The sequence below is a fragment of the Shewanella sp. H8 genome, from assembly GCF_040285065.1.
In the GTDB taxonomy this organism is placed as follows: Bacteria; Pseudomonadota; Gammaproteobacteria; order Enterobacterales; family Shewanellaceae; genus Shewanella; species Shewanella polaris.
Genome location: NZ_CP157213.1, coordinates 3,749,304 through 3,774,021 on the forward strand (window position 1 = coordinate 3,749,304; position 24,718 = coordinate 3,774,021).

General features: G+C 42.7%; 28 protein-coding genes. 1 reads left to right on the top strand and 27 read right to left on the bottom strand.

What is annotated here, in order from left to right:
• Window positions 1–13: 13 nt before the first annotated feature.
• The 24 genes from ABIS04_RS16225 to ABIS04_RS16340 all read right to left on the bottom strand — a co-directional run bounded on the left by ABIS04_RS16225 (window position 14) and on the right by ABIS04_RS16340 (window position 21,620).
• Window positions 14–3,502 carry a tape measure protein gene (locus tag ABIS04_RS16225; protein WP_350431720.1) on the bottom strand — a complete coding sequence of 1,163 codons (3,489 nt, stop codon included), beginning with the start codon at window positions 3,500–3,502 and terminating at the stop codon, window positions 14–16.
• A gap of 98 nt (window positions 3,503–3,600) precedes the next feature.
• A complete protein-coding gene (locus tag ABIS04_RS16230; protein ID WP_350431721.1) occupies window positions 3,601–4,320 on the bottom strand; it encodes a hypothetical protein in 720 nt (239 codons plus the stop codon).
• Window positions 4,317–4,742 carry a hypothetical protein gene (locus ABIS04_RS16235; protein ID WP_350431722.1) on the bottom strand — a complete coding sequence of 142 codons (426 nt, stop codon included), beginning with the start codon at window positions 4,740–4,742 and terminating at the stop codon, window positions 4,317–4,319. Before ABIS04_RS16235 ends, ABIS04_RS16230 begins: the two co-directional genes overlap by 4 nt.
• Window positions 4,743–4,770: 28 nt before the next feature.
• On the bottom strand, window positions 4,771–5,322 hold the full coding sequence (locus ABIS04_RS16240) for a hypothetical protein (RefSeq protein WP_350431723.1): 552 nt from the start codon (window positions 5,320–5,322) through the stop codon (window positions 4,771–4,773).
• A gap of 9 nt (window positions 5,323–5,331) precedes the next feature.
• Window positions 5,332–5,637 carry a hypothetical protein gene (locus ABIS04_RS16245; RefSeq protein WP_350431724.1) on the bottom strand — a complete coding sequence of 102 codons (306 nt, stop codon included), beginning with the start codon at window positions 5,635–5,637 and terminating at the stop codon, window positions 5,332–5,334.
• Complete coding sequence (locus ABIS04_RS16250) at window positions 5,630–5,950, bottom strand: capsid cement protein (protein WP_350431725.1); 321 nt, start codon at window positions 5,948–5,950, stop codon at window positions 5,630–5,632. The genes ABIS04_RS16245 and ABIS04_RS16250 overlap by 8 nt, the downstream gene beginning before the upstream one ends.
• Window positions 5,951–6,042: 92 nt before the next feature.
• Window positions 6,043–8,124 carry a ClpP-like prohead protease/major capsid protein fusion protein gene (locus ABIS04_RS16255; protein ID WP_350431727.1) on the bottom strand — a complete coding sequence of 694 codons (2,082 nt, stop codon included), beginning with the start codon at window positions 8,122–8,124 and terminating at the stop codon, window positions 6,043–6,045.
• Complete coding sequence (locus ABIS04_RS16260; protein WP_350431728.1) at window positions 8,105–9,604, bottom strand: phage portal protein; 1,500 nt, start codon at window positions 9,602–9,604, stop codon at window positions 8,105–8,107. Before ABIS04_RS16260 ends, ABIS04_RS16255 begins: the two co-directional genes overlap by 20 nt.
• Window positions 9,605–9,611: 7 nt before the next feature.
• Window positions 9,612–9,818 (bottom strand): hypothetical protein, encoded by a 207-nt coding sequence (locus ABIS04_RS16265; RefSeq protein WP_350431729.1) that lies wholly within the window; start codon window positions 9,816–9,818, stop codon window positions 9,612–9,614.
• Window positions 9,818–11,827: a terminase gpA endonuclease subunit gene (locus tag ABIS04_RS16270; RefSeq protein WP_350431730.1), complete on the bottom strand. Its 2,010-nt coding sequence runs from the start codon at window positions 11,825–11,827 to the stop codon at window positions 9,818–9,820. The genes ABIS04_RS16265 and ABIS04_RS16270 overlap by 1 nt, the downstream gene beginning before the upstream one ends.
• Window positions 11,802–12,335 (bottom strand): terminase small subunit, encoded by a 534-nt coding sequence (locus ABIS04_RS16275; RefSeq protein WP_350431731.1) that lies wholly within the window; start codon window positions 12,333–12,335, stop codon window positions 11,802–11,804. Before ABIS04_RS16275 ends, ABIS04_RS16270 begins: the two co-directional genes overlap by 26 nt.
• Before the next feature lie 2 nt (window positions 12,336–12,337).
• Window positions 12,338–12,622 carry an HP1 family phage holin gene (locus ABIS04_RS16280; protein WP_350431732.1) on the bottom strand — a complete coding sequence of 95 codons (285 nt, stop codon included), beginning with the start codon at window positions 12,620–12,622 and terminating at the stop codon, window positions 12,338–12,340.
• The gene (locus ABIS04_RS16285; protein ID WP_350431734.1) at window positions 12,606–12,857 is read right to left on the bottom strand and encodes a hypothetical protein; all 252 of its coding nucleotides are present in this window, start codon (window positions 12,855–12,857) and stop codon (window positions 12,606–12,608) included. Before ABIS04_RS16285 ends, ABIS04_RS16280 begins: the two co-directional genes overlap by 17 nt.
• On the bottom strand, window positions 12,760–13,197 hold the full coding sequence (locus ABIS04_RS16290) for a hypothetical protein (RefSeq protein WP_350431735.1): 438 nt from the start codon (window positions 13,195–13,197) through the stop codon (window positions 12,760–12,762). The genes ABIS04_RS16285 and ABIS04_RS16290 overlap by 98 nt, the downstream gene beginning before the upstream one ends.
• Complete coding sequence (locus tag ABIS04_RS16295; RefSeq protein ID WP_350431736.1) at window positions 13,197–13,664, bottom strand: lysozyme; 468 nt, start codon at window positions 13,662–13,664, stop codon at window positions 13,197–13,199. The genes ABIS04_RS16290 and ABIS04_RS16295 overlap by 1 nt, the downstream gene beginning before the upstream one ends.
• A 298-nt stretch (window positions 13,665–13,962) precedes the next feature.
• Window positions 13,963–14,958 carry a DUF4917 family protein gene (locus ABIS04_RS16300; RefSeq protein WP_350431737.1) on the bottom strand — a complete coding sequence of 332 codons (996 nt, stop codon included), beginning with the start codon at window positions 14,956–14,958 and terminating at the stop codon, window positions 13,963–13,965.
• A 393-nt stretch (window positions 14,959–15,351) separates the two neighbouring features.
• On the bottom strand, window positions 15,352–15,570 hold the full coding sequence (locus ABIS04_RS16305) for a hypothetical protein (RefSeq protein WP_350431738.1): 219 nt from the start codon (window positions 15,568–15,570) through the stop codon (window positions 15,352–15,354).
• 302 nt (window positions 15,571–15,872) lie between these two features.
• A complete protein-coding gene (locus ABIS04_RS16310; RefSeq protein WP_350431739.1) occupies window positions 15,873–16,616 on the bottom strand; it encodes a toll/interleukin-1 receptor domain-containing protein in 744 nt (247 codons plus the stop codon).
• Between the two features lie 368 nt (window positions 16,617–16,984).
• A complete protein-coding gene (gene tnpA / locus ABIS04_RS16315) occupies window positions 16,985–17,377 on the bottom strand; it encodes an IS200/IS605 family transposase (protein WP_350431740.1) in 393 nt (130 codons plus the stop codon).
• A 234-nt stretch (window positions 17,378–17,611) separates the two neighbouring features.
• On the bottom strand, window positions 17,612–18,226 hold the full coding sequence (locus tag ABIS04_RS16320) for a hypothetical protein (RefSeq protein ID WP_350431741.1): 615 nt from the start codon (window positions 18,224–18,226) through the stop codon (window positions 17,612–17,614).
• A gap of 11 nt (window positions 18,227–18,237) precedes the next feature.
• Entirely contained in the window at window positions 18,238–18,465 is a 228-nt protein-coding gene (locus tag ABIS04_RS16325; RefSeq protein ID WP_350431742.1) for a DUF2188 domain-containing protein, read from the bottom strand.
• Window positions 18,466–18,886: 421 nt separating this feature from the next.
• Window positions 18,887–19,486: a DUF6988 family protein gene (locus ABIS04_RS16330; protein WP_350431743.1), complete on the bottom strand. Its 600-nt coding sequence runs from the start codon at window positions 19,484–19,486 to the stop codon at window positions 18,887–18,889.
• A 469-nt stretch (window positions 19,487–19,955) separates the two neighbouring features.
• Window positions 19,956–20,981 carry a hypothetical protein gene (locus tag ABIS04_RS16335; protein ID WP_350431744.1) on the bottom strand — a complete coding sequence of 342 codons (1,026 nt, stop codon included), beginning with the start codon at window positions 20,979–20,981 and terminating at the stop codon, window positions 19,956–19,958.
• A gap of 399 nt (window positions 20,982–21,380) precedes the next feature.
• Window positions 21,381–21,620 carry a hypothetical protein gene (locus ABIS04_RS16340; RefSeq protein ID WP_350431745.1) on the bottom strand — a complete coding sequence of 80 codons (240 nt, stop codon included), beginning with the start codon at window positions 21,618–21,620 and terminating at the stop codon, window positions 21,381–21,383.
• Window positions 21,621–22,092: 472 nt separating this feature from the next.
• Between ABIS04_RS16340 and ABIS04_RS16345 the strand changes: the two genes are divergently transcribed.
• Complete coding sequence (locus tag ABIS04_RS16345) at window positions 22,093–22,743, top strand: DUF6988 family protein (RefSeq protein WP_350431747.1); 651 nt, start codon at window positions 22,093–22,095, stop codon at window positions 22,741–22,743.
• Between the two features lie 87 nt (window positions 22,744–22,830).
• Here ABIS04_RS16345 and ABIS04_RS16350 read toward each other — a convergent pair whose 3' ends face one another.
• The 3 genes from ABIS04_RS16350 to ABIS04_RS16360 all read right to left on the bottom strand — a co-directional run bounded on the left by ABIS04_RS16350 (window position 22,831) and on the right by ABIS04_RS16360 (window position 24,718).
• Complete coding sequence (locus ABIS04_RS16350; RefSeq protein WP_350433464.1) at window positions 22,831–23,148, bottom strand: hypothetical protein; 318 nt, start codon at window positions 23,146–23,148, stop codon at window positions 22,831–22,833.
• 37 nt (window positions 23,149–23,185) lie between these two features.
• Window positions 23,186–23,380 carry a helix-turn-helix transcriptional regulator gene (locus ABIS04_RS16355; protein WP_350431748.1) on the bottom strand — a complete coding sequence of 65 codons (195 nt, stop codon included), beginning with the start codon at window positions 23,378–23,380 and terminating at the stop codon, window positions 23,186–23,188.
• A gap of 78 nt (window positions 23,381–23,458) precedes the next feature.
• Window positions 23,459–24,718 (bottom strand): site-specific integrase, encoded by a 1,260-nt coding sequence (locus ABIS04_RS16360; RefSeq protein WP_350431749.1) that lies wholly within the window; start codon window positions 24,716–24,718, stop codon window positions 23,459–23,461.

Sequence of the window (24,718 nt, forward strand, 5' to 3'; positions counted from 1 at the left end):
ATTTCAGCCCAGACTAGCCACCAACCGATTGCAGGCGCTTAATCTCCGCGACCAACTCATTCACAATGCTGCGTTTTGCTTGTGCATCAAACGTGCGATTGCCCACTTGCAGCTGCAATACCACCGTATCGCTACTGGTTGCTGCGGTTGTGGTGGTCGTGGTTTGGGTTGTTGTGGCTTTTGCCGCAGTGTTGGCGGTATTAGTTGCAGCATTGCTGGCAGTTTGATTGCTGAGGGCTGCGGCATCGCTAATGGCTTGTTTTTCGCTGGCATCTTGCTGGGCTTTAATCTCAGCAGTTCGGTAAGCGTAAACCTTTTTTAGCGTTTCCTCGGCTTCTTTTAACTGGGCAATTAACGCCTTGTCGCCCGTGGTTTCAGCGGCAGCTAACTGAGCTTTAATCTCGGTTAACTCTTGCTGATACTGACGTTCTTCGATTGCGGCTTGGTTACCAAGGTAGCCGTCGAGTTCATCTTGTAGGGTATCGAGTGTTGATTGCGCACTATCGCGTAGCGAGTCCATGCTAGATTTAGCCGAATCAATCGCCGTGCGTAGCACTCCCAAGTCTTGATCATTCATCAAGTTCATTGAGTTGGCTGCATTTTCGGCGCTATTGATTAAGCCAACGTTGCCACTTTCTGCAGCATCAAGGGCATCAACCATTTTTAGCAGTTCGATACGCTGATTGTAATATGCCGCTTGCGCTTGCTTACCTGCAATTTCAGCCTCACGAGCAAAGTTACTAATGCCAGTAAAGTCTATCGATGCGGCTTGCACTGTTTGTAGTTCGCCAATCTCACCACGCAGATCTTTATAAATCTGAATGGTTTTTTCGAGCTCACTGCTTGAGTCGGTTAGCAGGGTTTGGCCGTAAAGTATCGACTTAAAGTAAGCGACTGCACCGGTACTGAGTTCAGCCACTTGCGCGGTAATGCCTTGCAAGTATGCAGTGAAAAACTCAGCCACACTCGACAGCGTAGTACCCGCATCTTGAGCGCTTTTAACAATCACGCCCACGGTGTTTTGAATGCTAATACCAATATTGGTGCTTGAACTTTCAACTTGCTTTTCGGCTTGCTGGCCACTTTCACCCATGGCCGTTTGTGCTTGTTTCAGCTTTTGGTACTGAGTCACCAACGCATCAACGTTTTCGCTAAGCCCCAGGTTGGCGGCTTGTTGCTGAAGACTCGACTCAACTTGCTTATCACCCGCCACGGACGCTTGAATCGATGCCTCGGCGTATTTTAAGAACGCCTGGTTAAGCTCGTTAGTTGAGGCTACACCATCGGCGGCACCTTGCTTTACTTCTTCGTAAGTGGCTTTAGCTGCGGCCGCTTGTTCGCGCAACACAGTAACGGTGGTAATGCCTGCTTTCGACATCGCCAATTCAAACTCTTTGATTTTGGCGGTTTTTTCGTCGGTGGCATCACCTTGGTTTTGCTGGGCATCAGCGACTTTATTAGCCGCATCAGTCTGTACCTTCGCGCTTTTAGTTGCAGCTTCACCCGCAGCTTTGTACGCAGTAGCGGCGGCTTGCTCAACTTCGCCGGTCATCTGTTGCCAAGCGGCATTAATGTCTTTGCTGTCTTGCTCAATTTGTTGCTTATAGCCGTCAGAAATAGCCTTAACAGCTTCTGACACTTGACGAATAGAGGCGCCAAGTTCATCACCACCAAGCGCTTCAATCATATAAGCATAAGCATCAATGATTTTGGCAAATGATGCCGTAGCCACCAAGGCAATAGATGATAGCCCTGCGGTAATGCCGTTCCACACCAAGCGCAATGATCCGCTAATCACATTTAACGCCCGAGCAAAGGCAGCAATGTTTTCAAGGGTAGCAGTAATGCTTGAGCCACCATCGCGGATCATGGTGGTAAAAAAGTCGCTAATGTCTTGCGCGGCCTGTTTGATTTGACCGCTTTTATTGAGTTCGTCAAACTTGGCGTTTAACGACTGAATAAAATCAACTGCTACCTGGTACGCGCCTGAGTCGGCAATGATAGTTTTAAATTCAAGCCACTTGTTAGACATCAAGTTAACTTGACCACTTAAGCGTTCAAGGCTTTTAGAAGCTTGGCCATTGGCTTGATTACCCATTTCGGTAAACAGCTGCTGCATCACATCGCGGCCAAGTTGCCCCGCTTCACTCATCTTTTGCAGTTGGACCGCATTTTTACCGGTGACTTGTTCTAGTAAGTCCCAAACGGGGATACCGCGTTCAACCAACTGCAGTATTTCTTCACCCTGCAGTTTTTGTTTAGCCCAGGCTTGGCCAACACCAAGAATAATACCTTCGAGCTTTTCTTGGCTACCACCTAACTTAGCGTTGTAATCGACCATGGCCTGCAAGCTGCCATTGGTCGGGTCGATACCAAATGTTTTTAATGATGCAAAGGCTTGTTTAACCGAATCTAAACGGGTACCAGTATTGTTAGCAAAGTCTTTAATCCATGCGGTCGCTTGCTCACCGCCAGCTATACTGCCCATCATGGCGGTCATTTGCGCGGTGAACGCTGCGGCTTCATCGCCTGCGGTTAATACCGACTTAATGCTTTCCCACAGTTTATCGACACCAATGTAGGCACCAGCCATGGCAACCAATGATGCCGTGGCGCTTTTGATGCTACCACCAAAATCACCCGCATCTTTTTTAGACTCAACCAGCAGCTTATTGTGCTTTTCAAGCTTAGTGTTCACACCGCTTAATGCGGTTTCAGCTGCGGCTTGTTGCTGCTTTAAATCTTTAGTGCCATCAGCTAGGTTGTCCATGCTGATGCCCGCTGTTTTTAAACTGGCGGTATTTTTGTCGAGTTCGGTTTTGCTTTTGTTAATGCCGCTAGCCAGCTGGTTTAACTCAGTACGGGCGGTTTTTACATTGAGGGTATACTCCGCTTTTGCACGGCTGGCGGTATCGGTTGCGGTAGTAGCTTCAAGCAGTTCGCGGCGCTGGGCATCTAATGCAGTGGCTAACTCATTGGCACTGTTTTTAGCGGCGGTTTGCTCGTTAGCTAATTGTTGTAAATCAACGGTGGCTTTATTGAGGGCAGCGGCTTGCTCTTTGCTGGCTGTGGCACCTTGTTGCTGCTCGGTGCTGAGTTTTTCAACTTCAACACGGGCTTGTTGTAATTCGGTTTCGTACTTAACCAATGCAGCTTGGGCTTGATTGTACTCTTGTTCTAACTCGTTGGTAGTGCCTTGGGCTTGAGTTTGCGCGGCTTCAAGTTGCTTTAATTCTTTGGCTGCTGCTTTTTGTTGGCTAACTAACTTATCAAGGGCAACGGCATTGTCTTTGTAGGCGCTTTCACCTTTGCTAATTGATGCAGTTAAATCATCAATTGAGTTGGCTGCGGCTTGTAAATCTTCTAACTCTTTTAAGCGGGCATTAAGGATTTCGCTTTGTGCCGCTAACTCGGCCACTGCCTTTTCAGACTTCTTGGCTTCACTGGAAAATAAATCTTTGCCCTGAATAATCAGGTTAATGACTTGGTCTTTAAAGCTCATACATCACCAAATTAGTGTTACAAAACAAAATAAAAAAGCCCACAGCGGTTAACTGTGGGCTTGAATGTTGAACTATACGGTTATTCCGAACAGTTCAATTACGCTGCACTTCGCACAAAGAACTTAGACTTACCAGAAGCAACAATGCTGCTGTCGGCCAGTACGCCGCCTTCGATGTCGAACGAGCCAAAATCGTCGCCAATTAAGTCTAGGCCCGATGTTGGCGTAGGCTTCCAACGGTAAAACTTCAACACACTGGGTTTACCAGTTGCATCGTTAATACCGTCAACAACTACCTTCACTTCTTCGCCTGACTCAACTAAAGCTTGCAGCGAGTTACCCGCTTTGCTGGTATACGTGACTTTAAGCGCTTCGCCAGCGGTAATGGCACCGGTGCTTAATGCACGAATACCTGCGGCACTGACAATGTAATCTTCATCTAACACATAGGTGGTGCTTCCCGTGCTGTCGGTAACCACTACTGCAATGTCGGTATCAATCATTTTGGCGGTATCGGCTAGGCCGTCTAACGCTGCGGTGATTGGCTCGTCGGTGACTGAGTCGGCTGTTAACGCATCAATTTTACCGCGCAGCGCTAAGGCTAAGTTAGCGTTGCTAAAATCGTTTAACGTCATTGATAAGCTGACCGATTTAACTACGGTGATTTCGGCAGCGTTACCGCCACCGCCACGATAGTTTGGTTTCTCTTTGGTTTCTTGCTCGATTGAAATGTTTACGCCGCTGGCGTTACCCACGTCGCGGCCGTTGACATACACAATGCCTGAGCCGATGTAACTTTCAACTACGGTGTCGCTCATAGTTTTTCTCCAAATGGTGCTGTATGAATTAAGGTTAAAGTGATGACCGCTAATCCATGTTTTTCATGGGCTTCGGGCATAATGTATTTGCAGGCCTCAGTTTCTTTAAACGTAATAGCTTTGGGTAGCCATGACGGTTTTTCGGTATTACGTTCGTCTTTAAAGAATGCGCTGCGAATGTCGCGAACCAGGTTAATGAGCTCGGCGGTGGCGGTGGTTGATTTACTGACATTAATACCGGCAACCACTTGCAAAGTTAAGTCGGCACGGAATTGATTAACGCCGTTTTTTGCGCCGAACAAATCAGTGTAGGGCTGCAAGAAAATAAAGGTGTTTTCCCTTGCTACGCTTTGGACATAAAAACCTTCGCGCACCACAGCGCCTTCAACCATTTTTAAGCGGTTTATGATGGTGTTAATCATGGGTAATGTCTCTTGGTGAAGTTAAGGACTACTTAGCGTAATGGCCATATTTTTCACGCAGATGGATAATAATGGGCGGCTCTAAATCGTCGCGCATATACCCAAAGCTGCCAGCCACTGAAGGGCCGTATAACGCTTTTTGTCCTTTTAAGTCTCGCCAAGAGTTATCACCCTTTTTGCGACTAAACATAAGTTGATTGCCATTGCGGCCAAGCACGGTAAACGCGCCACTAAACCACACCGGCTTATTGCGAATAACGTTAACGCTAAACCCTGCGGCCACCCTTGCCGCCTGCTTACCCACTTTGTAACGAGGGCTGGCAAAGCGGGTTAGCGTTGAGGCTTGCATCCTTGCACTAACCGATGCGGTGAGCGTTTTAGGATTAATGCTGACACTGAAATGTTGTTCAACATACGACTTAGACTTAAAACCGTACTTGTTAAAAATGGCGTCCACTGCCAATTGTTGACCAAACTTAGCGGCATCGTCTATCGCGCTAGCAATGGCAGGCGCTTGAACAGCACGAATGCGTTTAAGCTCGCGATCAACTGCTTCAAACCCTGTGATTGCTAATGCCATGCATTGTCCTTAAAGCTCTAAACATACAAAGCTCACGATTATTTCATCACGTTCGTGTAGCTGAGTCAGTCGGTATTGTTTACCGTTAAGTTCAAAAATATCATCAACCATTACTGAGCCGTCTTGTTGCAAAAACTCAGCATGTGATATTGGTGCCTGTAAGTATTCATTACTGCGATCTATTTCGGTTGGCGGCAGGTGAACACTTCGGCTGTAAGCTGGGTTGCCATTGACAGGAATAAACTGGCAAGGTACTGCCAGCTTATTAAAGGCTCGCGCCAGCTTGGTGGCAAAGCGCGATTCAATGCTAGGCATTCACTTTTACCCAAACTGTAGTGCTTGGGTTACCCGCTGCCGCCCATGCTTTACCCGCTAAGGTATTGCCTGATGCTGTTGAGGTAATATTGCCGTCTGCCTTAAGGTAAACTTGCGCACCTTGGCCAATGTCGTCAGCTTCAACTTTAGGCAGTTCGAACACACCTTCGGTTGCGCCCACGCCCATCTCGTCCGTTGCAACAGCACCTAACGACACGGCAACCACTTTGCCCAATAACACTGGCGCACCACTGGCTACATCTGCCGTGGCGGTAAAGTCGATGGTATTACCATCTGCAATACAATTTTTCATCTGAATTGTTCCTAATGATTTAACACATAGACATTAAAAAGGCCGCTAACAGTAACGTTAAGCGGCCTTTTTGATTTGTATAAAATAGCTGGTTATGCGCCAGTAGACTTAACCAATCCACGATGGTCAAGCGGAGATACGCCAGCATCAATACGCACTTTGGTTGCCACACCATCAACGGTGAAACCTTGTTGCTGCTCAATGTAAGGCGTATCAATACCATCAAGATAAGCCACTTCAATCGTGTCTTCACCTTGCGCTGCTGATAGGTACCACTCTTTATCACTTTTCGCTTTAAGGCGTGGCTCTGATAACACTTCAACAAAGTCGCGGATTGGGTTAGCAACACCAGAGTTGGCATCAGTACCTTTAACCGACGTTGACTGAATGATTTGCAATACCGCACGCTTAAGGTTTGGTGGCACTAATGCAAATGCAGGCATGATGTTTAATGGTGATTCACCAATCATTTGCGATTCCATTAATTCGGCCGCAATGCTGAATGCTTCAACGCTTGGCGCGCCTGATGTTAAGTTACCGTGATCAGCATGGAACAAGGCTTTACCGTCGTTCATTTTGGCGTTTTTGGTTAATACAGCCCAGAACAAGTCACCAATGGTACGCTTAGCGGCTTTACCCATTTTCATCGGTACGCCCATTAACATGTCCATGTCATCATTAATAACGGTTTGACGAGTAAGCGTGAAAATACCGCCGTAGGTAGCTAGGGCAATTTTTTCAGCGTGATCGCCAACCGTAATGTATTTATATTCAGCGCCGTCTTTAACTTCTGGTAAGCTTTTAAACTCACCCATGCCAACACGGTGCGCGACTTTAAAGTCACTTAACTGACCTTTTTTAGCGATACGCTCAAAGGTTTCAGCTGCTTCAGCCCAACCTTTTAACACTGACTTATTGGCCACATCTAACATGATGTTACCGAAATCAGACGAGGTATGGGTAAACGCTAAACCCACCATTTGCATCACGTTCATACCGGCACAACCAATACCGCGATCGGCTAATGATGCACGGGCGAGTTCACGTAAATTGTAACTGCCATAGCCATTGTCTTTTTGCGCCGCTTCATGACCAGCGCGGGCCATTAACTGTGCACGGATTGAATCGCTTACGATATTGCCGTTACCCGCATGAATGATCACACTGTTAGGCTGTGCCGCTAATGATGTTGTACCTTCGCCTAACTTAGCTAAGATCATGTCTTTGGCTTTGTCGGCATTAATACCGGTATCTGCAATGCAGGTGTTTTTAATCTCGGCAAACTGCGGGAACGGAGTAAAGGCGGCATTAATACCGTCGATACGTTCTTTATTCATTGCCGTTGCAGCGGCTTGAATATCCGCTTGCGACGGTGCAGCGGGTGTGGGTACCGACGCGGCTGGTTGTTGAGTTGCTGGCTGGGTTGTTGCAGCTGGCTGTGTTGCACCAATATTTCCCTGTTGTGCAAGCAGGGGTTGTAATGCTTTAGGCATATTATTAAAATCCTTAAGTCGTTTAAAATCAATTGATGCAGCCATTTGCATCGGTTCAATCACTTCATCAGCCAACCCAAGACCAACCGCTTCTTGTGCTGACAACCAAGTATCTTCTTTAAAAAACAGCGCAAGCTGATCATCTGATAGCTTGCCGTTCGCTTTGTCTTGATAGGCTTTGCCCATGCTTGAACGCCACTTGTCGAGTAAGTCGGCATATTCACGTAAGTCATCGGCGGTACCGACTGCACCGCCCCAATTACTGTGGATCATCAAAAATGCATTTGAGGGCATAATGACGGTATCGAACGCCATACAAATAACACTGGCCATTGATGCCGCTACCGATTCAATACAAATCGACTTTTGACACGGCCAGCGGGCGAGAATGTTATAAATGGCCATGCCATCCATTACATCGCCACCACCCGATTGGATGTAAGCTTTAATTTGCGATACTTGCCCCATGGCGCGTAGGTCGGCAGCAATCTGTTTCGCGGTAAAGTCCCAACCAACATCACCGTATAAAATCAGTTCAACGACACCATTAGCAGCACCTTTCATGCTGTAAATGCCGCGCTTTTCTCTGTTTGCTGTTGGGCTGCTTGCTTGGGGTGCCAGCAGTGCAGTGCTTGATACTGCTACGGCTAGCATTGCCAGACTAAGTTTTGACTTTTTCACTTGGGTTATCTCCGTTTTGAGGTTCGGGATCATTACCCGTGACCATGTCGTTTTTGCGGTTGTAATCGACCTCGCGTTTGCGTTGTCGTTTCACTTCGGCAGGGTTGCGGCCTCGAGCGCGTGACCAGTCAGACTCGGTAGCGGCATTACCGGCTATCATCATTTGCCATGCTTTAGATTCTTTAGCGGGGTCAATCCATGGCATGGTGGGTCCGTAATAAACCGCATCATATAAAGTCCTAATATCTAAGTCTGGCGGCAACGTTAGTGGGTCTTGCTTGTTGAGCATTTCCATTTCTAACCAGTTACGAAACACAGGGCGTGACCAACCGGCACAAAACCATTGCTGCATAATGCGGTTCGACTCGTCTTGCTCTACTAGTTCTTGGCGCTGGCTTGAGTAACTGCCTTGATAGTCGCGGGCAATACTTGAGTAACTGCCACGGGTACCGGCGGCACAGGCTTTTAACTGGCCGTTACGAAAATCGACCATGTGAGTGTTGGGCCGATTTGATTCAATCATGCCGACATCTTCACCGGGTTGCAGATCATCAAAGCTCATGCCTGGTGCAAAGTTAACTTCGCGGTGTCGGGGTGCATCATCGCCCCCGATATACATACTCGGGTCGCCACGTTTAATGTAAAACGCCAGTGCCGCAGCAATACGGGCAGCAACACGTTCAGATTCTTCGTAGTCTTTAATGTCGCTTAAACGGGTTAAAATGCCGTGAAACATGCTGATGCCGCGCAACTGGTGCAGGCGCTTAAACATGCCAAGGTGCAACATATTTTTTGCAGGTATTGTTTTAGTTTTGTAACGAAAGCCTATTTGGTCTGCGGGGTGATCAAGCAATACATGGTAATTAACTACTTGTCCCCAGGTGTTTACCTCTAACCCTTGGCGAACGCGGATTGATACATCGTTAAGTTCAAACGGAATGTAATCAGGCTCTAATGCCTCGACACTAAATTGGGTGCCTTGTGAGTTTGGATGACCAAACTTGGGTACTTTACCGCGCACCATTTGGCCGAACACTTCACCGTCTCGCAATGCAGTACGTAACACTAAGCGCTCAAGCTCTGGGCGAGTGTATCGGTTGGTGACGTCTGGTTTTAATGACCAGGTAGCAAAACGACGCTGAATGTCATTGGCTAGTTCATCCAATATTTCACCATCATAGCTGCGGGGTTGCGGCTCGATAACAATACCGTTGGCGCCCACCACTCGCTCTTCCATTCGGTCGAGCATGCCAATACTGAGATCATGGTTTTCATCTAACCAGCGGGCTTGTTCTCGCAAGTTTTTACCTGCAGCAAATACGGCTTGGTTAGCACCGCGTGATTCTTTAGTGCCTTTGTGGGTTCGGCTGGGTTTAGCGGCATCGTAACCTTTAAGGCTTTGATAACTGCGTGCAGCAGCTTCACGATTTAATGCCCACTTAGGCGAGATAACCGCAATTGCATTGTTAATAATACTCATGTGCGCCTCAGTTAAATGTGGCTAAGCTGGCAATGCCTTGTGGGCGAGAATAGGCATTTAAAGTGCGTTGCCATTCCATACGGCCTTTACGAATAGCGTCTAAATCTTCACTGGTCATCATCTTGCCATTGACCGTTACCGTCTTGCCTAATAACACATCTTTTTCGGCTTCGATGTAGGCATCGACCATTTGTAGTGCAAGTTGCTTTGACATTACAGCCAGCCTCCTGATTTGCGCCCACCGCCACCGTTTAACCAACTGTTTGTGCTGGATGATTGACGTGATGGTGACGATTGGGTTGAAGATGATTGTTGAGGGGGTGTATTGCCCTCATCGTTTTCGGTGGTGGCATTGCTGCCAACGGACTTGCTGGATTGGTTTAAATTAATGCCAAACTTTTCTATGGCGATATACAACGCGGCCATGGCGTACACTAAGCAATCGAGTGCCTCGTTACGTCTTCCGCCTGCATCCCAGCGATACACCACGCGGCCATTACGGCGCACGGGTATTTTGCGTTCAGCGGTAAGCTGTTGCAGTTCAACGTCGTCACACACTAAATCGTTTAGCGGTAAATGGATTGCTCCAGGTGTGCGGGTATCAACACTGGGCATAATGCGCAGCATCGACATGATCAACTCTTTGGCGTTGTCGGTACCCACCTCGGTTAAGTACACCCCTTTGCTGTTGCGCTTGCGGGGAAAATTAGCAATCGGTTTGCCGTATACGTTGGCACCTTTAACGGGTACCACTTTCATCACGCCAAGCTTTTTACTCATGGAGTAAACTGTGTCGGTGTAATGGCCGCCTGAGTCCCAGCCGGTTACACCTATATTGAGCACTATTCCATCTATGCGGGTGTAACTTTGGCGTAGTCTGTCGGCTACTTTGTCTAATAACACTTGGCTTGCAGGGTCGCCGTATAAGATAAAACGGTCCAGTAATGCTGTTTCTTTACCTGCACCCCAGCCCCAAACACGGCCTTCATATCGGTCATCTTGAGTATCAACACCACAGGTAATGTAATTAACCCATTCAGGCACTTTGCCGCTTGGGTACATTTCACGCCTACGGGCTAGGTCTTCCCATTCAACCCGTTCGCCGTTGTCGTCGTCCCACGGTTCACCCAGTTTGGTGTTAACAAAGGTTTGCAGCTTTTCTTTATCGCCTTTGGCTTTGTAAAACTCGGTGACTAACTTAGCCCAACTGTTCAGTGAGTTGTAAGCCGACCAAATATGAATCGATATATTGGGTGGGGTAATAATGTCGTTACCCTCAACATCATAAAAGTCGAGAAAGTCTTTGGTTCGAATGCCGGTGTTTTCGCATATCCATATCGCATTGGGGTGCAGTTCCATATCGTCTAGTTGATTGCTTTCAATGCAACAGGCGCAATGTTCGCAAACGTAGTAAGCGCTTGCGGGGTTTGAGTCTACCCACTTAATGCCGAATGGCTCGGTAGCGCCGCCCCACTTTAAATGCTGTAACTCGCCACAATGTGGGCAAGGTAAGTTAAAGCGAAAATAATGCGGTGACTCGTTACAGGCTTTTTCAATTTGGCAGGTACCCAATACTTTAGGTGTCGAACCGCGTATCGATTTCGGAAACATCGATAGTTCAATACGGGTATCGCCAAGTGAGGTGGCATTACCTTCGTGTTCGATTGACTCGTCAAAACCTGCAAGTTCATCGTAAATTACATCGTCTGTTGATATTTCACGGTAGTTAGCGGCTGCGGTACCACCGCGAACCATCAGGGTTTTACCGTTGCTGAATATCTTGTCTTCTAAGGTGCTGTCTTTATTTTTACGCCCTAGCCATGGTGCCAGCTTTTTCCATGCGGGTATGTCACGAATAGCCGTTTCAACGTGCTTTTTCATGAAGGTTTTGGCTTGGCCGTCACGGGGCTGGTAGATCAGCACATTACGTTTTTTATGCTCAACTTTATAAGCTGAGTTAGCCATTAGCATTTTGGTGTAACCCACACGCGCTGACTTCATTAAGTTCAGCGTGTGGATTTGGTCATTGCCCATGGCGTTCAGAATACCGATTTGAAACGGTAGGCTTTCCCATTTACCTTCGGTGTAGGAAGATTCCGACGACATGTAAAAATGTTGGTCTGCGTATTGGCTGCAGGTTAAAACGGGTGGTCGATAGAATGAGCGTAATCCAGCAGATACAGCGGCTTTCAGATTATTAATCTGTGCTGCTGATATACTCATCTAATAAATCCTCAATGCTGCTAGCCAGTTCAGCGGTGGTGTTTTGGCTTTTAATCACTTCGGCTTTAATGGCCTCAATAGTGCGTTCGGGAATATCGGGGAATTTACGTTTTACCCGTATGTGAATTTGGTCTAACACTGGGGCCACTTGCGCCGCGATGCGACTGAGCAAGAAAGTACAAAAGCCCACTTCGACCACTTCTTTGCGGTCTTTTTCGTTTTTAAGCTCTTGCCCGTCAGCCTGTGCTTTGGTTAAGCGGTAGCGTTCAAAGTCGATATTCGGCTTGTCACTTTCATCTTCATCGGGTTTGCCAAGGTGCTTTTTACGCTCGTTGGCAACACGATTACCCACCACATCGGCCATGGTGTATAAACACTCACGGCCCTTTTTGCTGTGTACGGGTACGTCCCACTTGTCGAACGCGGTGGTGCTGATGTTGAGACTTTTGCACAGGTCGGTTTTATTGAGTAAAACTGGCTCGATTTGTTGTTGGGGTATACGCGCCATGGCTAGTCCCCTTGGATATCATCTAGCACATGGCTGGTTCGTTCTTCTTCAATATGCTGCAATTGTTTGGTGAGCAATTGTGCTTGCAACGTTTGTATGTGGTTTTCACGCTGGCTCTTACGTGCCTGATAAAACCAGTTAACCATTGCCGTTGCGATAGCACACAAGACTCCGACTAAAACACCAATATCCATATCGTTCACATAACTGCCAGCTGCGGTGAAAAACGAGGCGATGTAAGACAATAACGATGTGAGCTTTGCGCTTAGGTCAGTCGTTATGCTCATATTGCTGCCGCCATTTTTGTAGGCGCTGCATGTTTGCATTACAAGTTGCTAGCGCGTTGGTTTGAGTGAGTGAGTGTTTAAGTAAATCAATATTGGTGCTGCCAACAAATACGGGGTTATTACATGATTCAAGCCAGCTAGGTGGCGGGAGTACATAAACCGTTTTGGTTTGGGTCACCACTTTTACAATCGGCTTGCTTGAGCAGCTGCAAAGCATCAGCAGGCAACAAAGCATTAGCCCAATCTTTTGTAGGTTCATCGGGTGAGTCCTTAATGAGATCGGCTTGTATGATTCGGCTTTCGTGCGTTGCTTGTAAATCGACAAGCTGTTTTCGATGCGCGGCATTAAGCTCAGTCATTACCCTATAATCACGCTCAAGTATTTTGATGCGTTCGGCTTGGTTGTCATTACTACTGAGTAGCGCGGCAACACTCACCTGTGATTGCAGTAAATCATCCGTTAACGATGTGTTCTTGGCTTTAAGCGAGTTCATACCCAAGGCGCCAAAACCAATCACCGTGGCCATAATAATGACAATGCATAACAGCACTGTGGTTTTTAGGTCGTTAAACATCACAAGTCCCTCAAACAATAACGCCGCTCATTTGAGCGGCGTTTTATTAAGCCTGGTAACTTTTTCTTTTTAGCATAAACCCATCTTGGTAACTCATTACATGCACCAACGTGGTCACCAGCCCACAACTTTTTGCGCAGCGTAGAGGCCCCAAAAGCCTCGGCCCCAACGTTGTAAATAAAACTCAGGTAAGCAATGTGTTCACCTTCGCTTAATGGCGGCGTGAGTTTCACCAATTCACGGTCAAAGGATTTAAGGCTGCTAGCCAGCATGTCTAAGCACTGTTCATTTGAGAACACCATGCCAAGCTTAATGTTGTGGCCGGTTTGCCCAAAGCAGGCTGTTTCAATACCAGCAGGGTCAACATAGGTGCGTAACACTTCCCCCTCACCCGTAGCAACCAATACACCGCCAGTAAGAATGGCACCAGTAAACCCCAGCGCCAAAAGCCTTGTTTTAATATTCATGCCGCACCTGGTCAATATGAGCAAAAAAATGGGCTCCAATACAGGAGCCCAACGGCGAGGGTCTAACTAGAGAGAGCGCGAGAGAGGAAGCAAAGCCAGTTACGCAGTGGTATCAAGCTTATATAAACTGTAGCTGTTTTCAGGGGTAAAAATACGCCATATATGGCGTGTTTTACGCCACATATGGCGTTGGTCGAATTGGATTTATGTGATATGTAAAACCGATAATTTTTAGATTTGAGTTAAAAGTTATCGGTTAAGTGATTTGCTACGAATAGAGATAGTGCACCAGCTGTGGTCAAGTTAAATTGACCACGGTTGTAGAGTCATTCCATATAGGTGTACTCTCTGCCTCATAGAAATGAACGTTACATGATTCAAAATATGAAGCAGCATTTGCTTTTGTTCTCCTATTCTCCGTAGAGTTAGCGTCTCCATATATGCTTATATATACATCTCTAACACCACTTTTACCAACTTTATCAAAGATGTGTGTATCTGTTTCATCCATTGAATGCCCATAAATTACAAGTGAATCACTAATATTACCTAATTGCGTATAGCAATAATTTAAATATGGATTGTGCAATATTTTATCTAATTTTTTTTGATAATCTGGTTCCGCAACAAAAATCGGGAAATTACGTCTATCTAAATTAGCTTTCACTTTATCGATGATGGTTTCACCATTATCAGTATAAGCGTGCTTTTTAATTACTCCTCCCTCATCGTAAAGATGAAGCCCACCATGAAGAAAAAATACATTTTGATTGGCTTCTTCACCAGTCCACGTAAGATGAGCTCGAAACCCATCATCAGTTGTAAAGTTATCGGGTTCCAATTCACTCTTGTTTCTAGCCCAGTACATCAGCAAATCATAATTTAAAGTAAAAATTTTATTAAATGAATTTAGGAATTTTCTGGCTAACTTATATTCTTCATTAGTTATATTACTTGGAAGTCTTGGGTGTGTTTTTGCAATAGTAGTAACAAGTGTTGAGTTAAGTTTTTCAGCGTCAAGTTGAATACCTTTTACAAAAACTGGATATTCATTAAATGATTGGCTGACATAGATACTAGAAATCATTGTTTGCATGACCGCTTCAAAGTCGTAAGTACCCAACTTATGAAAAATACTTTTTATGGCTTGATCTCTAGAACCAAAATTTGCCGAAGCAAGGAGATTTTTGTAATTGAAAATATTGTAATCCCACGCTTGAGAAAAACCATTACCCAACAACAGACTCACCTTTTGACCTTCTATTTCTTTGATGACTTGCGCAAATGATTTCAATTAAACTCCTTGAGTTATCACGTTTTAGAATTTGTGCGTTGCGCCGTTTGAAGACACAAACCGCTTATTGGACTTGGCTGATGCCGAGTCCTGGTTAATGGGTACGCTTTATGCTATAGGAATTTGCTTTTTATGATGCGCGCAGTACTGCAAAGCAATGTTGATTTATTATGAGGCTTGATTTGTATGTTCAATTACAATTCCCTTGTCATAGTTGTGTTCCATTACACTTTTAAACTTAGCTGATTCTATTAGGTTAATATACTCTATTGAATCAGCTTTGACTTAGTTCAACACCGCACTAGCGTAACCACTACAATCAGAAACAATTGTGGGTGGCAATGCTTAGCTTTTACGCGGAAAAGAGGACCTGTTGACCGCCTTGATATGCAATTAGGATAGCTTCTTCCAGTTCACGGTCGTGCCAAAGGGGGGATAGATTGACATCGATTCCGAGACTTCATACTTTCCAACCACATTACCAGCAGCATCTTTCTCGTCATAGAAATAATAATCGGTATCCCTTCCCTTGCGCTGCTCCCACTTTGTGCCTGTTTCTATAAGATCATGCGCGTCTGAAATACCTATTTTCTTTTTGTGCTCTTCACTCATGTATAAATCCTTTTACTATTTTACGGTTAGTCCTATAAAGCAGACAATTTAAATTATTGATTAATATAACCTTACATTTTGCATGCCTTTGAAGTAAAGCAATTTAATGACTATTACACACAAATAAAAATCTTAAATTGCACGTTAAAAATTTCAACGTCAAATGTAAAAGTAATCGTAATCGTGGGTGGCTATGTTTCGTGTTCTTATCATTAGTATCCACTTAATTTTAATTAATTACAGCTATCGCTAAAAGCACGCACGCGATAGCGTCGCCGTGGCTTGCTTTGTTATGCAGTTATCTAACTCTCTATAATTTCATGTTGTTCAAGGTAACTAATTCCATCTGGGGTAATTGTAATTGCACCATCACTTTCCATTCGTATTAGCCCTTGCTTACTAGCTTCTATGATATATTTGTTTAACGTTAGCCTATGCATTGATACTGTCATGATCAGATCTTCAAACCAAATATACTGATACGTCCTTCTCTCGTAACATTTCGCTACTGCTAGCATTAGTGTTTTTATTCCGTCTGACTTTCTGTCTGGCCTAGAGTTATCCATAGATTTAAATGGGCTACTCCCAATTGAAGGCTTCTCGTACAAAGGGGAGTTCAAAAGCGTTCTAAGCAGATCATCAAAGCTGTATTCATTTTCAGAATCATTAGAGAAATTTATATACAATTTTGACTTTAAAAATGTCGGTCGATGGTCTGAGCCATCCTGACGAATAATAGGGATTACTGTGCTACTATCGATTGTGTTGAGCAAGGATGAAGTCATAATCATTTTTTCGTAACCTACACCTCCTTCTCCAGCATTAGCTTTCGCTACGTACTTTTCTGAACATACCATTAGCACAAAGTCTGAAGCCTCCAGCTGTGTTTCCATAAAATGAGGGAGATCGTCCCCTGGTTTTAGATCCCATTGGTCTAAAACCGCATCTACACCTCGATTCCTTAAGGTCGTAGCAAAGTCCAAAACCCAGCCCTTATGCTCGGCAGAGTCATGTGAATATGAAATAAATACTCTTGGTGGATTCATTATTTATCCTTAGTTTGCATAACGTTTTAGTATTTGTGCGTTGCGCTGTTTGCATGGCACAAAACGCTGTAGGACTTTGCTGATGCCGAGTCCAGGTTAATGGGTACATATTATGCTATAGGGATTTGCTTTTTTAATACAGGCTATAGACTGCAAAGCAATGTTGAATTGATTATGAGGCTTGGTTTGTATGTGTTCAATTTCAATTCCTTTTTCATAGTGGTGTTCCATCACATTTTTTTAAATCTAGCTGATTCTATCAGGTTAATATACTCGAGTGAATCAGCTTTGGCTCCGCGCTGCGGCTTAGATCAACGTCTGCTTAACTAACTGTTTTTATTCCGACTTAAAGTCTCTTGTTATACGATTTATGATTGCTTATGTTTTGCAATATAAGCAATTGTATTATTAAAGTGATCCACATCTGTAATGCATTTACATTGCTCACCGCCCCAAAAATGATCTTTATTAAGTTCTTTTAACTTAGGGAATTCTTTTCTTAATGAGAAAGATGTGAAACCAAACAAACGGTGTGCAATATTACTAGGTGTGGTATCTGCTTGAATAAGAAAATGAATATGGTCATCATCAACAGCAATATCATGAACTTTCCAACCCAGTTCAGTTGACTTTGATTCTATTAACTCTTTTGTTCTGATTGCTATTTCAGGTGAAAATGCACTTGCCCTATATTTAGGTGATGCATGAAAGTGATAATTATTGTTAAATCCAGGGGATTTCCCTACAATTTTTAAACTCAAAATACATCTCCAATTTGAATAATCGTATAACAGCTTATTGACGACTCGACCGATAAAGCCGACCGTTTAAGTTATTGATGAGCATAACCTTACATTTTATATGTCTTTGAAGTAAAGCAATTTAATGACTCTTACACTCAAATAAAAACTTAAATTGTGCGTTAAAAGTGTCAACGTCAAATATAAAAATAATCGTGGGTGGCTATGTTTTACAATTCCGATTTCAACGCCTTGTTATGTTGCTTTAAGCCAGTCTTCTATGTGTCTAATTACTTCTATGACTTGAAGCTCATCAACATCATCATGACCATCTATTTCTACAGCTTGGTCGTACAAGTAAGCATTAAATTCATTAAATTTAGACCAAATTTTGTTCCCGCTATCTGCACGAATATCTTCAGTAGCAACAAACCAATCACGAACAACTTTTACAACTTTTATAGGACTATCATCATGATTTTTTATATCTGAGCCAGATAAATCCGAAAGAGCTTTTTGATATCGATATTTCTCTTTTTCTAAAACTAGTAGCTGTTTCGTAGCCCACTTTCCTTCTTTAAACGCTTTTGAACCATAATCAATACCAAGTTCAAAAGGCATATTCATTCTAAAATGCTCATTTTCACTAGAAGATATTATTCTTGATAGATCATGAATCCCAAATTTTGACTCATTAATTAAACCCACTATTTTATCAATACGAGACTCCGCAGAGTCTGATCTTACAAGAGATAATCGCGGAATATAGCCTAAATATTTAACAGTAAAAATAATCGAAATTAATAATTGCCGATAGTCATCATCGAACGGGCAGTTTACAAAAACATTCTTATTAAAATTATCCATCATCAAACTTACCTTTAGCCTTTTGGCGGATAATCATCATTACCATAACTATTTTTTTCTCTTATTTTTCCATCTTTGCCATGAATATATAATTCAGATTTCTGATTTTGAGCGACTCCTTTTGCCCATTGAATAGCTTCCACCTGAGTTACAAAGTGCTTAGATGCTCTGTCAGAACCACTTTTTTTAACATCCCATCCGCCTTTAGCACTACTAACAACATGTTGCGATTTTTTACTCATAAAATCTCCGGATATTGAAAAATAAATGAATATTAGATTGAAACCTAACAGCTTATTGAACGACTCGACCGATAAAGCCACCCATTTAAGTTATTGATGAATATAACCTTACATTTTATATGTCTGTTAAGTAAAGTAATTTAATGACTCTTACACTCAAATAAAAAACGTAAATTGCACGTTAAAAGCGTGCCGCATCAAATGAAAAAAATAAACCAATCTATATCAATATATTAGAGCAGCCCTATTTTTCTTAACATAGTCCTTTAGACTGCAAAAATCCACAGTGAAATGCCCATAAAAATGGCTACATCAAGTAGCCATTTTTTGTTTGTAGCCAACTTTCCGCATAACACCGTAATCACAAAAACCAACGCATTATAAAAATGCCACGCATTGGCTGTCCCTCTTGATGCGTTTGTTATAGCTCGATCAGCTCCATAGCTGATTTATAAATGTCAGTATGTGAAAGGCTGTTATCCATAACTGGAATTAGTTCTTCATATGATAACGATGTAACTAAAACGACTAATTTTATGAGTTCAGACACTTCATCAAAGCAATTTTCATTTGTTAGATTTTTATTATAGTCATACTGCCGAACAATACTTTGGATTCCCGTATGAGTATAGTCATGGATATTTACTAACAGAGGTGTAATTGATGATTTAAATCCGCTAAACAAATGGTTTTCAGGTAGCTTTTTTTCAATTTCACCCAATAAAAAATCTAACTTGATGGGAAAGTGCATAGTAGAACAACCCTCAATAATTTTATCTTCATGAAGGCAATACTTGACCCACATTGCTCTTAAATAACTTTCAACCATTGGGCGAGCTAAAGCTAAGCATGAAACTGTAAGGTTTTGCTTTTTTAATAAAAGTATCGATAAACCATGATCGATAGATGTATTAAACAATGGAATATAAAGGCTATTTTTTTTATCAAATGTAAATTCAATAGTATTACAATTTTCATGAATGACTTTAAAATAATCTAGAATTTTATCATCAGGTGCCACGGACTGCCTCCAGGAGCTATAACAGCTTATCGAACAGCTCGACTGATAAAGCCACCCGTTTAAGTTATTGATTAATATCATCCTATGTTTTCTATGTCTTTAAAGTAAAGCAATTTAATGACTCTTACACTCAAATAAAAAACGTAAATTGCGCGTTAAAAGTACCCGTATCAAATGTAAAAAAATAAACCAAACAATATCAATGTATTAGAGCAGCCTTATTTTTCTCAACATAGTCCTTTAGACTGCAAAAAGCCACAATTAAACTCCCATAAAAATGGCTACATCAAGTAGCCATTTTTTGTTTGGTGCCAATAAACGTGGCTGTTTATTTTTTGGTTTTTAAAACGTCTTTTAGGAAAAATGCTACAAACTCAACGCTTAATTAAGAGCCGCTAAAACGCTTAGCTAAAGTTGTGCGCAAGCCAACTTTTTTCACGCTGTAATGAATTGTTAAATGGTTGACTATTTAATTCAAAGTTTTTTGCTTAGTTTCAAATTCAGTTGGTATAAAATTAATGGATTGTTTGATATACCAATCACAGATGAGCTGACAAAAGTCACGCCCTTCAATAGAGGTTTCTTTTGCAAAAGACAAAAATTCATTTTCAGACTCGGATAAAGAATTAATTTCAGATTCTACAAAGCCATGTATTGCAGTATTTCTTTTCGCTCGCCAAGTATTTACTCTATCTACCATTTCAGAAGCGTCATTGGTTAACTCTTTACACTCTTTAAGGAGTTTCTGAAATGATGGATTTTTGAAGTGTTTGTTTTTCGACTTAAGGTAATTGAATAAGCAATTGCTAATCAGGTTTTCTTCAAGAGTAATTGCCTCCAAGTAAAACTCTGCACTAATGGCTTGATCAATCCTTTTTATCGCTTTATTTTGAGCTGAGCTTCTTATCTTTAATTCATTAATGGCTTTATCATAATCAATATCAGAACTTTTTGATTTATGCAGAGCCTCGAACAAAGAATACCCTCTTTCTTTTACACCTTTTTCGTCCATTTTTTTTAAAAATGACGTAAAAAAATTATGAAACCCATTTATAAATGTATGAACGAATATCCATTCACTATCAACCCAATTGAAATATTTCTCAATTTTTTTTGGCTCTGGAATCCCCATTAAATAGTGTCCAATGTCATACACCCAATAGCTCATAACATGAACCAATCCTGCTATATGGATACAAGTTCTATATTTATCAGGATACATACGTTCAAATTCAGGTGACCAATCAACTAACTTTTGGTTTTGAACCCACAAAGACATATCATTGTTATTTGCATGATTTTTTAGAAGATCTATAAGTAAATGATACATATCAATCGGTCGGGGGGATTTATCTAAAATTCCATCGCAAGAAAAACATATGGATAAATTAAAACAAAAGGCTTCTAGGTCTAAACGACCTTGTTCATTGATATATTCATAGTTTTTGATAAATTCTAGAAAACCCGCCTGTTCGTCTAATACTTCTTTTTTCATTCTAGAATTATACCTTAAAATTAATTTGAAAAGATAAAGCCATTTAACGGCTTATTGAACGTCTCAACAGATAAAGTCGCGCATTTAAGTTAATTATTTCTATCATCCTACGCTTTCTATGTCTTTGAAGTAAAGCAATTTAATGACTCTTACACTCAAATAAAAAACGTAAATTACGCGTTAACAGGCCCACATCAAATGTAAAAAATAAACCAAACAATATCAATATATTAAAGTGGCACTATTTTTCTCAACATAATCCTTTAGACTGCAAAAAGCCACAGTGAAACGCCCATAAAAATGACTACATCAAGTAGCCATTTTTTGTTCGTAGCCAATAACCGTGGGTGATAATGAGTTAGCAAGGCATAAATCTGTATTTTTAATATATTTAGTAAGCTATCGCTTTACTGAGTCAAATGCCGAATGCACTATTTTGACTAATACTTTTTCTTGCTCGAAAGAAATGGCAATAGAATCATCGTAATCCCAACATACACAGCTGTCCTTGGTAAAAACTTTTACCGCTAACTCTTGGGGTAAGTCCTCGGCTATTTTCAACTCATTTTGAATTATCTCTTCAATGATCAAAGTGTCAGAGGTCGATTTAATACAATACAATTCTGTAGCGTTACTCATAGTCATCCTTAACTAGTGAACTAGTATTTACATCAATGTAACCAGTCTATTAAAAGTAGCAGCAAACTAAAGCTATGGGCACAAAGATTTAGGCGATCAAAAGTTGCGGTTTAAGATGATCAAAAGGTGAGTGGAATTGTGCATCATCAAATTTAGGGTAAAACACTATTAATTCATTCACTTAATAGGTTTATTTTTTGGCTGTAATTGATTGGCAGAGATCAAAGCGATAAAACAACAACATAACCCCCTAAAATTCTCATATGTAGTGAAGCACTGCGCTTTCCCACCCCCGCAGTGCTCCGAGCCAGAAGGACCCATTAATTGTATTAGTTCAGACTAGATATAACACTTGTAATTCACAGAGTTAAATGTAATCTGATAGACGGCAAAGAGCGACTAGCGAAAATCGAGATTGCCGACCTCTGACGCTCCCACTCAATTTGGGCTTTGCGACAAAAATGGAACTGCTGTGTACGAGAAAAAATTAGAGACACTATTACCGTGCTGCTTTGAAATGTATGATTTTATGGCGGATCACGTTGAACAACTACAACATCTTGGAGCGGTACCCAAGCTTAAATGGCAAATGGCATTTCAATCAGGCATTTTGTCATTTGAACATGGCCTATCTTCTCTTAAGTTAATCTCTGATGGTTTTACATCATCGGGCTTTGCATTGATGCGACCCCAGTACGAAAGCCTAATACGTGGATTTTGGCTTATGTACGCTGATACTGAGGTTTGGATTAATAAACTATTAACAGCAGAAAAAATTGGTCCAAATGAGATAAAGAAGCTGGAAACGCCCTTGATTGGGGAAATGCTTAAAGCACTTGGAAGTTCGGATGCTCCCGAGCATATTCTTAGTCAGTTGAATGACTTTAGGAGTATTAACAATTCAGCGTTTAACAGTTTTACTCATAGCGGTCTTATCTCGCTAATTGGCAATGGTGTGGGTTATGAACCTAAGGTAATTTATGATTCACTTCGAAACTGTAATGCTCTCGCGGCTATAAATATGCAAATGCTATCTATTTTGACTGGACACGAGGATGCAATGGAGCCAGTCAGGAAAATGCATCATCACTTCAAAGATTGCTTGCCCATTATTCATGGCTAATTACTGTAAATACCACATTCTTGCCTATAACGATTCCAATCATTACCCCTGCAACAACTTCCAAAATCTAATTGAATAACTCCATACTCACCCCAGCAAAACTACCTCTGCCCGTCTCAACCAATACACATAAGACTTCTTACTATCGAACCCCACCAATGCCCACTGCCCTTTGCAGATGTAATGCGCTCTAATGGCCCGTATACATTGAGGAGTTAACCGTTCAATCATCTGGTCGAACTGCCTAACATCACGCGGGGGCGTTACCTCAATTACTGCCGAACTACCGTAAACAATCACCTCACCTAACTTGTCGCACTGGCTTCGGTTAGCAAAGCCTTTGCCCCGTTCTTGATATGCCCAGTAATTACCCCAACGCTTTAACCCATGGCGCAAGGCCTTCATATTCAATGCCGCTTGTTGATGGTCCAGCTGCTGCACGTTAATCTTCGTCACTAATCACCGCCTTTATTTCATCAATCCCTAACAGAAACACCTGGGCGCATATTGCCGAAACATCATCAAATGGCACTCTCACATCACCCCGTTCCCAACGCTGATAAGTCCGTTCACTTACCCCATAAATCTCGGCCACTTCGGTCTGGGTTAGCCCGCGAATATTCCTGCCTGTTTTCAAAAAATCAAACCCGCGTAATGCCATTTCGCCCCCAAAAACCTCTAATTGCATATTCTTCTAATAATGATGCGGTGATCATCACAACCAACCGCTTGCTGTCTTGGTTTGACCGTTCTCAGTTTCAACGGACGATCTAGGCAATATCTCGGGCGCAACAGAAGAAAACCCACGATAAATTAAATATTGGTGATATTGGTCTAACGCTTGGCTCATGCCCTTATCCAAGGTCGATTTAACGTACTTGCGCAGCAAAACAGGCAATGAATGATTAAGCAGGCGTTCACCAATCATGGTATCTACACCCAAGTCAGCAACAATGGTCCTGAACAAACGACGCAAATCATGACTAGTGAAGTGTTTAAAGCGAATTTGTGTATGCCACTCATGAGCACTGCGGATTGAAATAGCGCCAATATTACCGGGGAACAAATAAGCGCGTTTACCAACATGCTTAAGCTGCCACTTGCGATAATGCTGAATTAACGCCTTAGCCGAATCAGTCATAGGCACCCGATGCTCTTGCTTGTTCTTGGCATTACTTGCAGGTATCACCCAATAATCACCTGCAAAGTGATCCCAACGAGCCAAACGAGTCTCATTAATGCGAGTACCAAACATCATCATCAACACAAACAGCATCTGCACAGGCATAACCACTTCACCTAAGCGAACAAACAAAGCTGCCAAATCAGACTCAAACAAGCGAGTATCAACCACATCAGCCACCTTAATTGAATACGTCACTCGATAACCGGCTAACGGGTTCGCACTAATCAAACGTAGCTTTGAAGCCGCAGCAAACACAGCTTTAAGCTTATTAACTGCTTCACGAATGTATTGAGGCGAAAAACCCTCAACCAACATGGGTTTAACCAAATCACTATCAACAGTAATAAAACTCACGTTAGCCAAACGAACATTAGCCAACCGAGGCATCAGGTGACACTTGATCATCGACTTCACGTTACTGCGCCAACTCAAACTCAACGTCGTGTTATTGGCAATATGCTCCTGGTACCACTCAAGCAAACTGCCTACCGTATCAAACTGGCCTGTCACCATGTTGCCGCCACTGCGTTTAGCCAACATCACCGGCAAATCAGCACATAACGTCTTAATACACATGCTTGGCCAAGTGCCCACCTTTTGCCAAACCGTCTTACCGTTTTCATTCAACACCAAATGAACACTTGCCCGCGTTCGGCCAGCTGCAGCACGTAAACGGATTTCAGGAAACTGCGGATCACGATAATCACGACTCACCCCAGCACGTAACCAACGCTTTAACGCCGCATTGGTTAACTTGCCAACTTCAACACCAGACGCCGTATTTGCCAT

Bases quoted from the DNA above. Each gene is read 5' to 3' on its own strand.
- ABIS04_RS16280 (WP_350431732.1), bottom strand. From the start codon at position 12,622: ATGAGCATAACGACTGACCTAAGCGCAAAGCTCACATCGTTATTGTCT.
- ABIS04_RS16340 (WP_350431745.1), bottom strand. From the start codon at position 21,620: ATGAGTAACGCTACAGAATTGTATTGTATTAAATCGACCTCTGACACT.
- ABIS04_RS16285 (WP_350431734.1), bottom strand. From the start codon at position 12,857: ATGCTTTGTTGCCTGCTGATGCTTTGCAGCTGCTCAAGCAAGCCGATT.
- ABIS04_RS16250 (WP_350431725.1), bottom strand. From the start codon at position 5,950: ATGAAAAATTGTATTGCAGATGGTAATACCATCGACTTTACCGCCACG.
- ABIS04_RS16305 (WP_350431738.1), bottom strand. From the start codon at position 15,570: ATGAGTGAAGAGCACAAAAAGAAAATAGGTATTTCAGACGCGCATGAT.
- ABIS04_RS16320 (WP_350431741.1), bottom strand. From the start codon at position 18,226: ATGATGGATAATTTTAATAAGAATGTTTTTGTAAACTGCCCGTTCGAT.
- ABIS04_RS16260 (WP_350431728.1), bottom strand. From the start codon at position 9,604: ATGAGTATTATTAACAATGCAATTGCGGTTATCTCGCCTAAGTGGGCA.
- ABIS04_RS16350 (WP_350433464.1), bottom strand. From the start codon at position 23,148: ATGAAGGCCTTGCGCCATGGGTTAAAGCGTTGGGGTAATTACTGGGCA.
- ABIS04_RS16240 (WP_350431723.1), bottom strand. From the start codon at position 5,322: ATGGCATTAGCAATCACAGGGTTTGAAGCAGTTGATCGCGAGCTTAAA.
- ABIS04_RS16270 (WP_350431730.1), bottom strand. From the start codon at position 11,827: ATGAGTATATCAGCAGCACAGATTAATAATCTGAAAGCCGCTGTATCT.
- ABIS04_RS16235 (WP_350431722.1), bottom strand. From the start codon at position 4,742: ATGATTAACACCATCATAAACCGCTTAAAAATGGTTGAAGGCGCTGTG.
- ABIS04_RS16230 (WP_350431721.1), bottom strand. From the start codon at position 4,320: ATGAGCGACACCGTAGTTGAAAGTTACATCGGCTCAGGCATTGTGTAT.
- ABIS04_RS16335 (WP_350431744.1), bottom strand. From the start codon at position 20,981: ATGAAAAAAGAAGTATTAGACGAACAGGCGGGTTTTCTAGAATTTATC.
- ABIS04_RS16265 (WP_350431729.1), bottom strand. From the start codon at position 9,818: ATGTCAAAGCAACTTGCACTACAAATGGTCGATGCCTACATCGAAGCC.
- ABIS04_RS16245 (WP_350431724.1), bottom strand. From the start codon at position 5,637: ATGCCTAGCATTGAATCGCGCTTTGCCACCAAGCTGGCGCGAGCCTTT.
- ABIS04_RS16310 (WP_350431739.1), bottom strand. From the start codon at position 16,616: ATGAATCCACCAAGAGTATTTATTTCATATTCACATGACTCTGCCGAG.
- ABIS04_RS16290 (WP_350431735.1), bottom strand. From the start codon at position 13,197: ATGTTTAACGACCTAAAAACCACAGTGCTGTTATGCATTGTCATTATT.
- ABIS04_RS16325 (WP_350431742.1), bottom strand. From the start codon at position 18,465: ATGAGTAAAAAATCGCAACATGTTGTTAGTAGTGCTAAAGGCGGATGG.
- ABIS04_RS16295 (WP_350431736.1), bottom strand. From the start codon at position 13,664: ATGAATATTAAAACAAGGCTTTTGGCGCTGGGGTTTACTGGTGCCATT.
- ABIS04_RS16275 (WP_350431731.1), bottom strand. From the start codon at position 12,335: ATGGCGCGTATACCCCAACAACAAATCGAGCCAGTTTTACTCAATAAA.
- ABIS04_RS16225 (WP_350431720.1), bottom strand. From the start codon at position 3,502: ATGAGCTTTAAAGACCAAGTCATTAACCTGATTATTCAGGGCAAAGAT.
- ABIS04_RS16360 (WP_350431749.1), bottom strand. From the start codon at position 24,718: ATGGCAAATACGGCGTCTGGTGTTGAAGTTGGCAAGTTAACCAATGCG.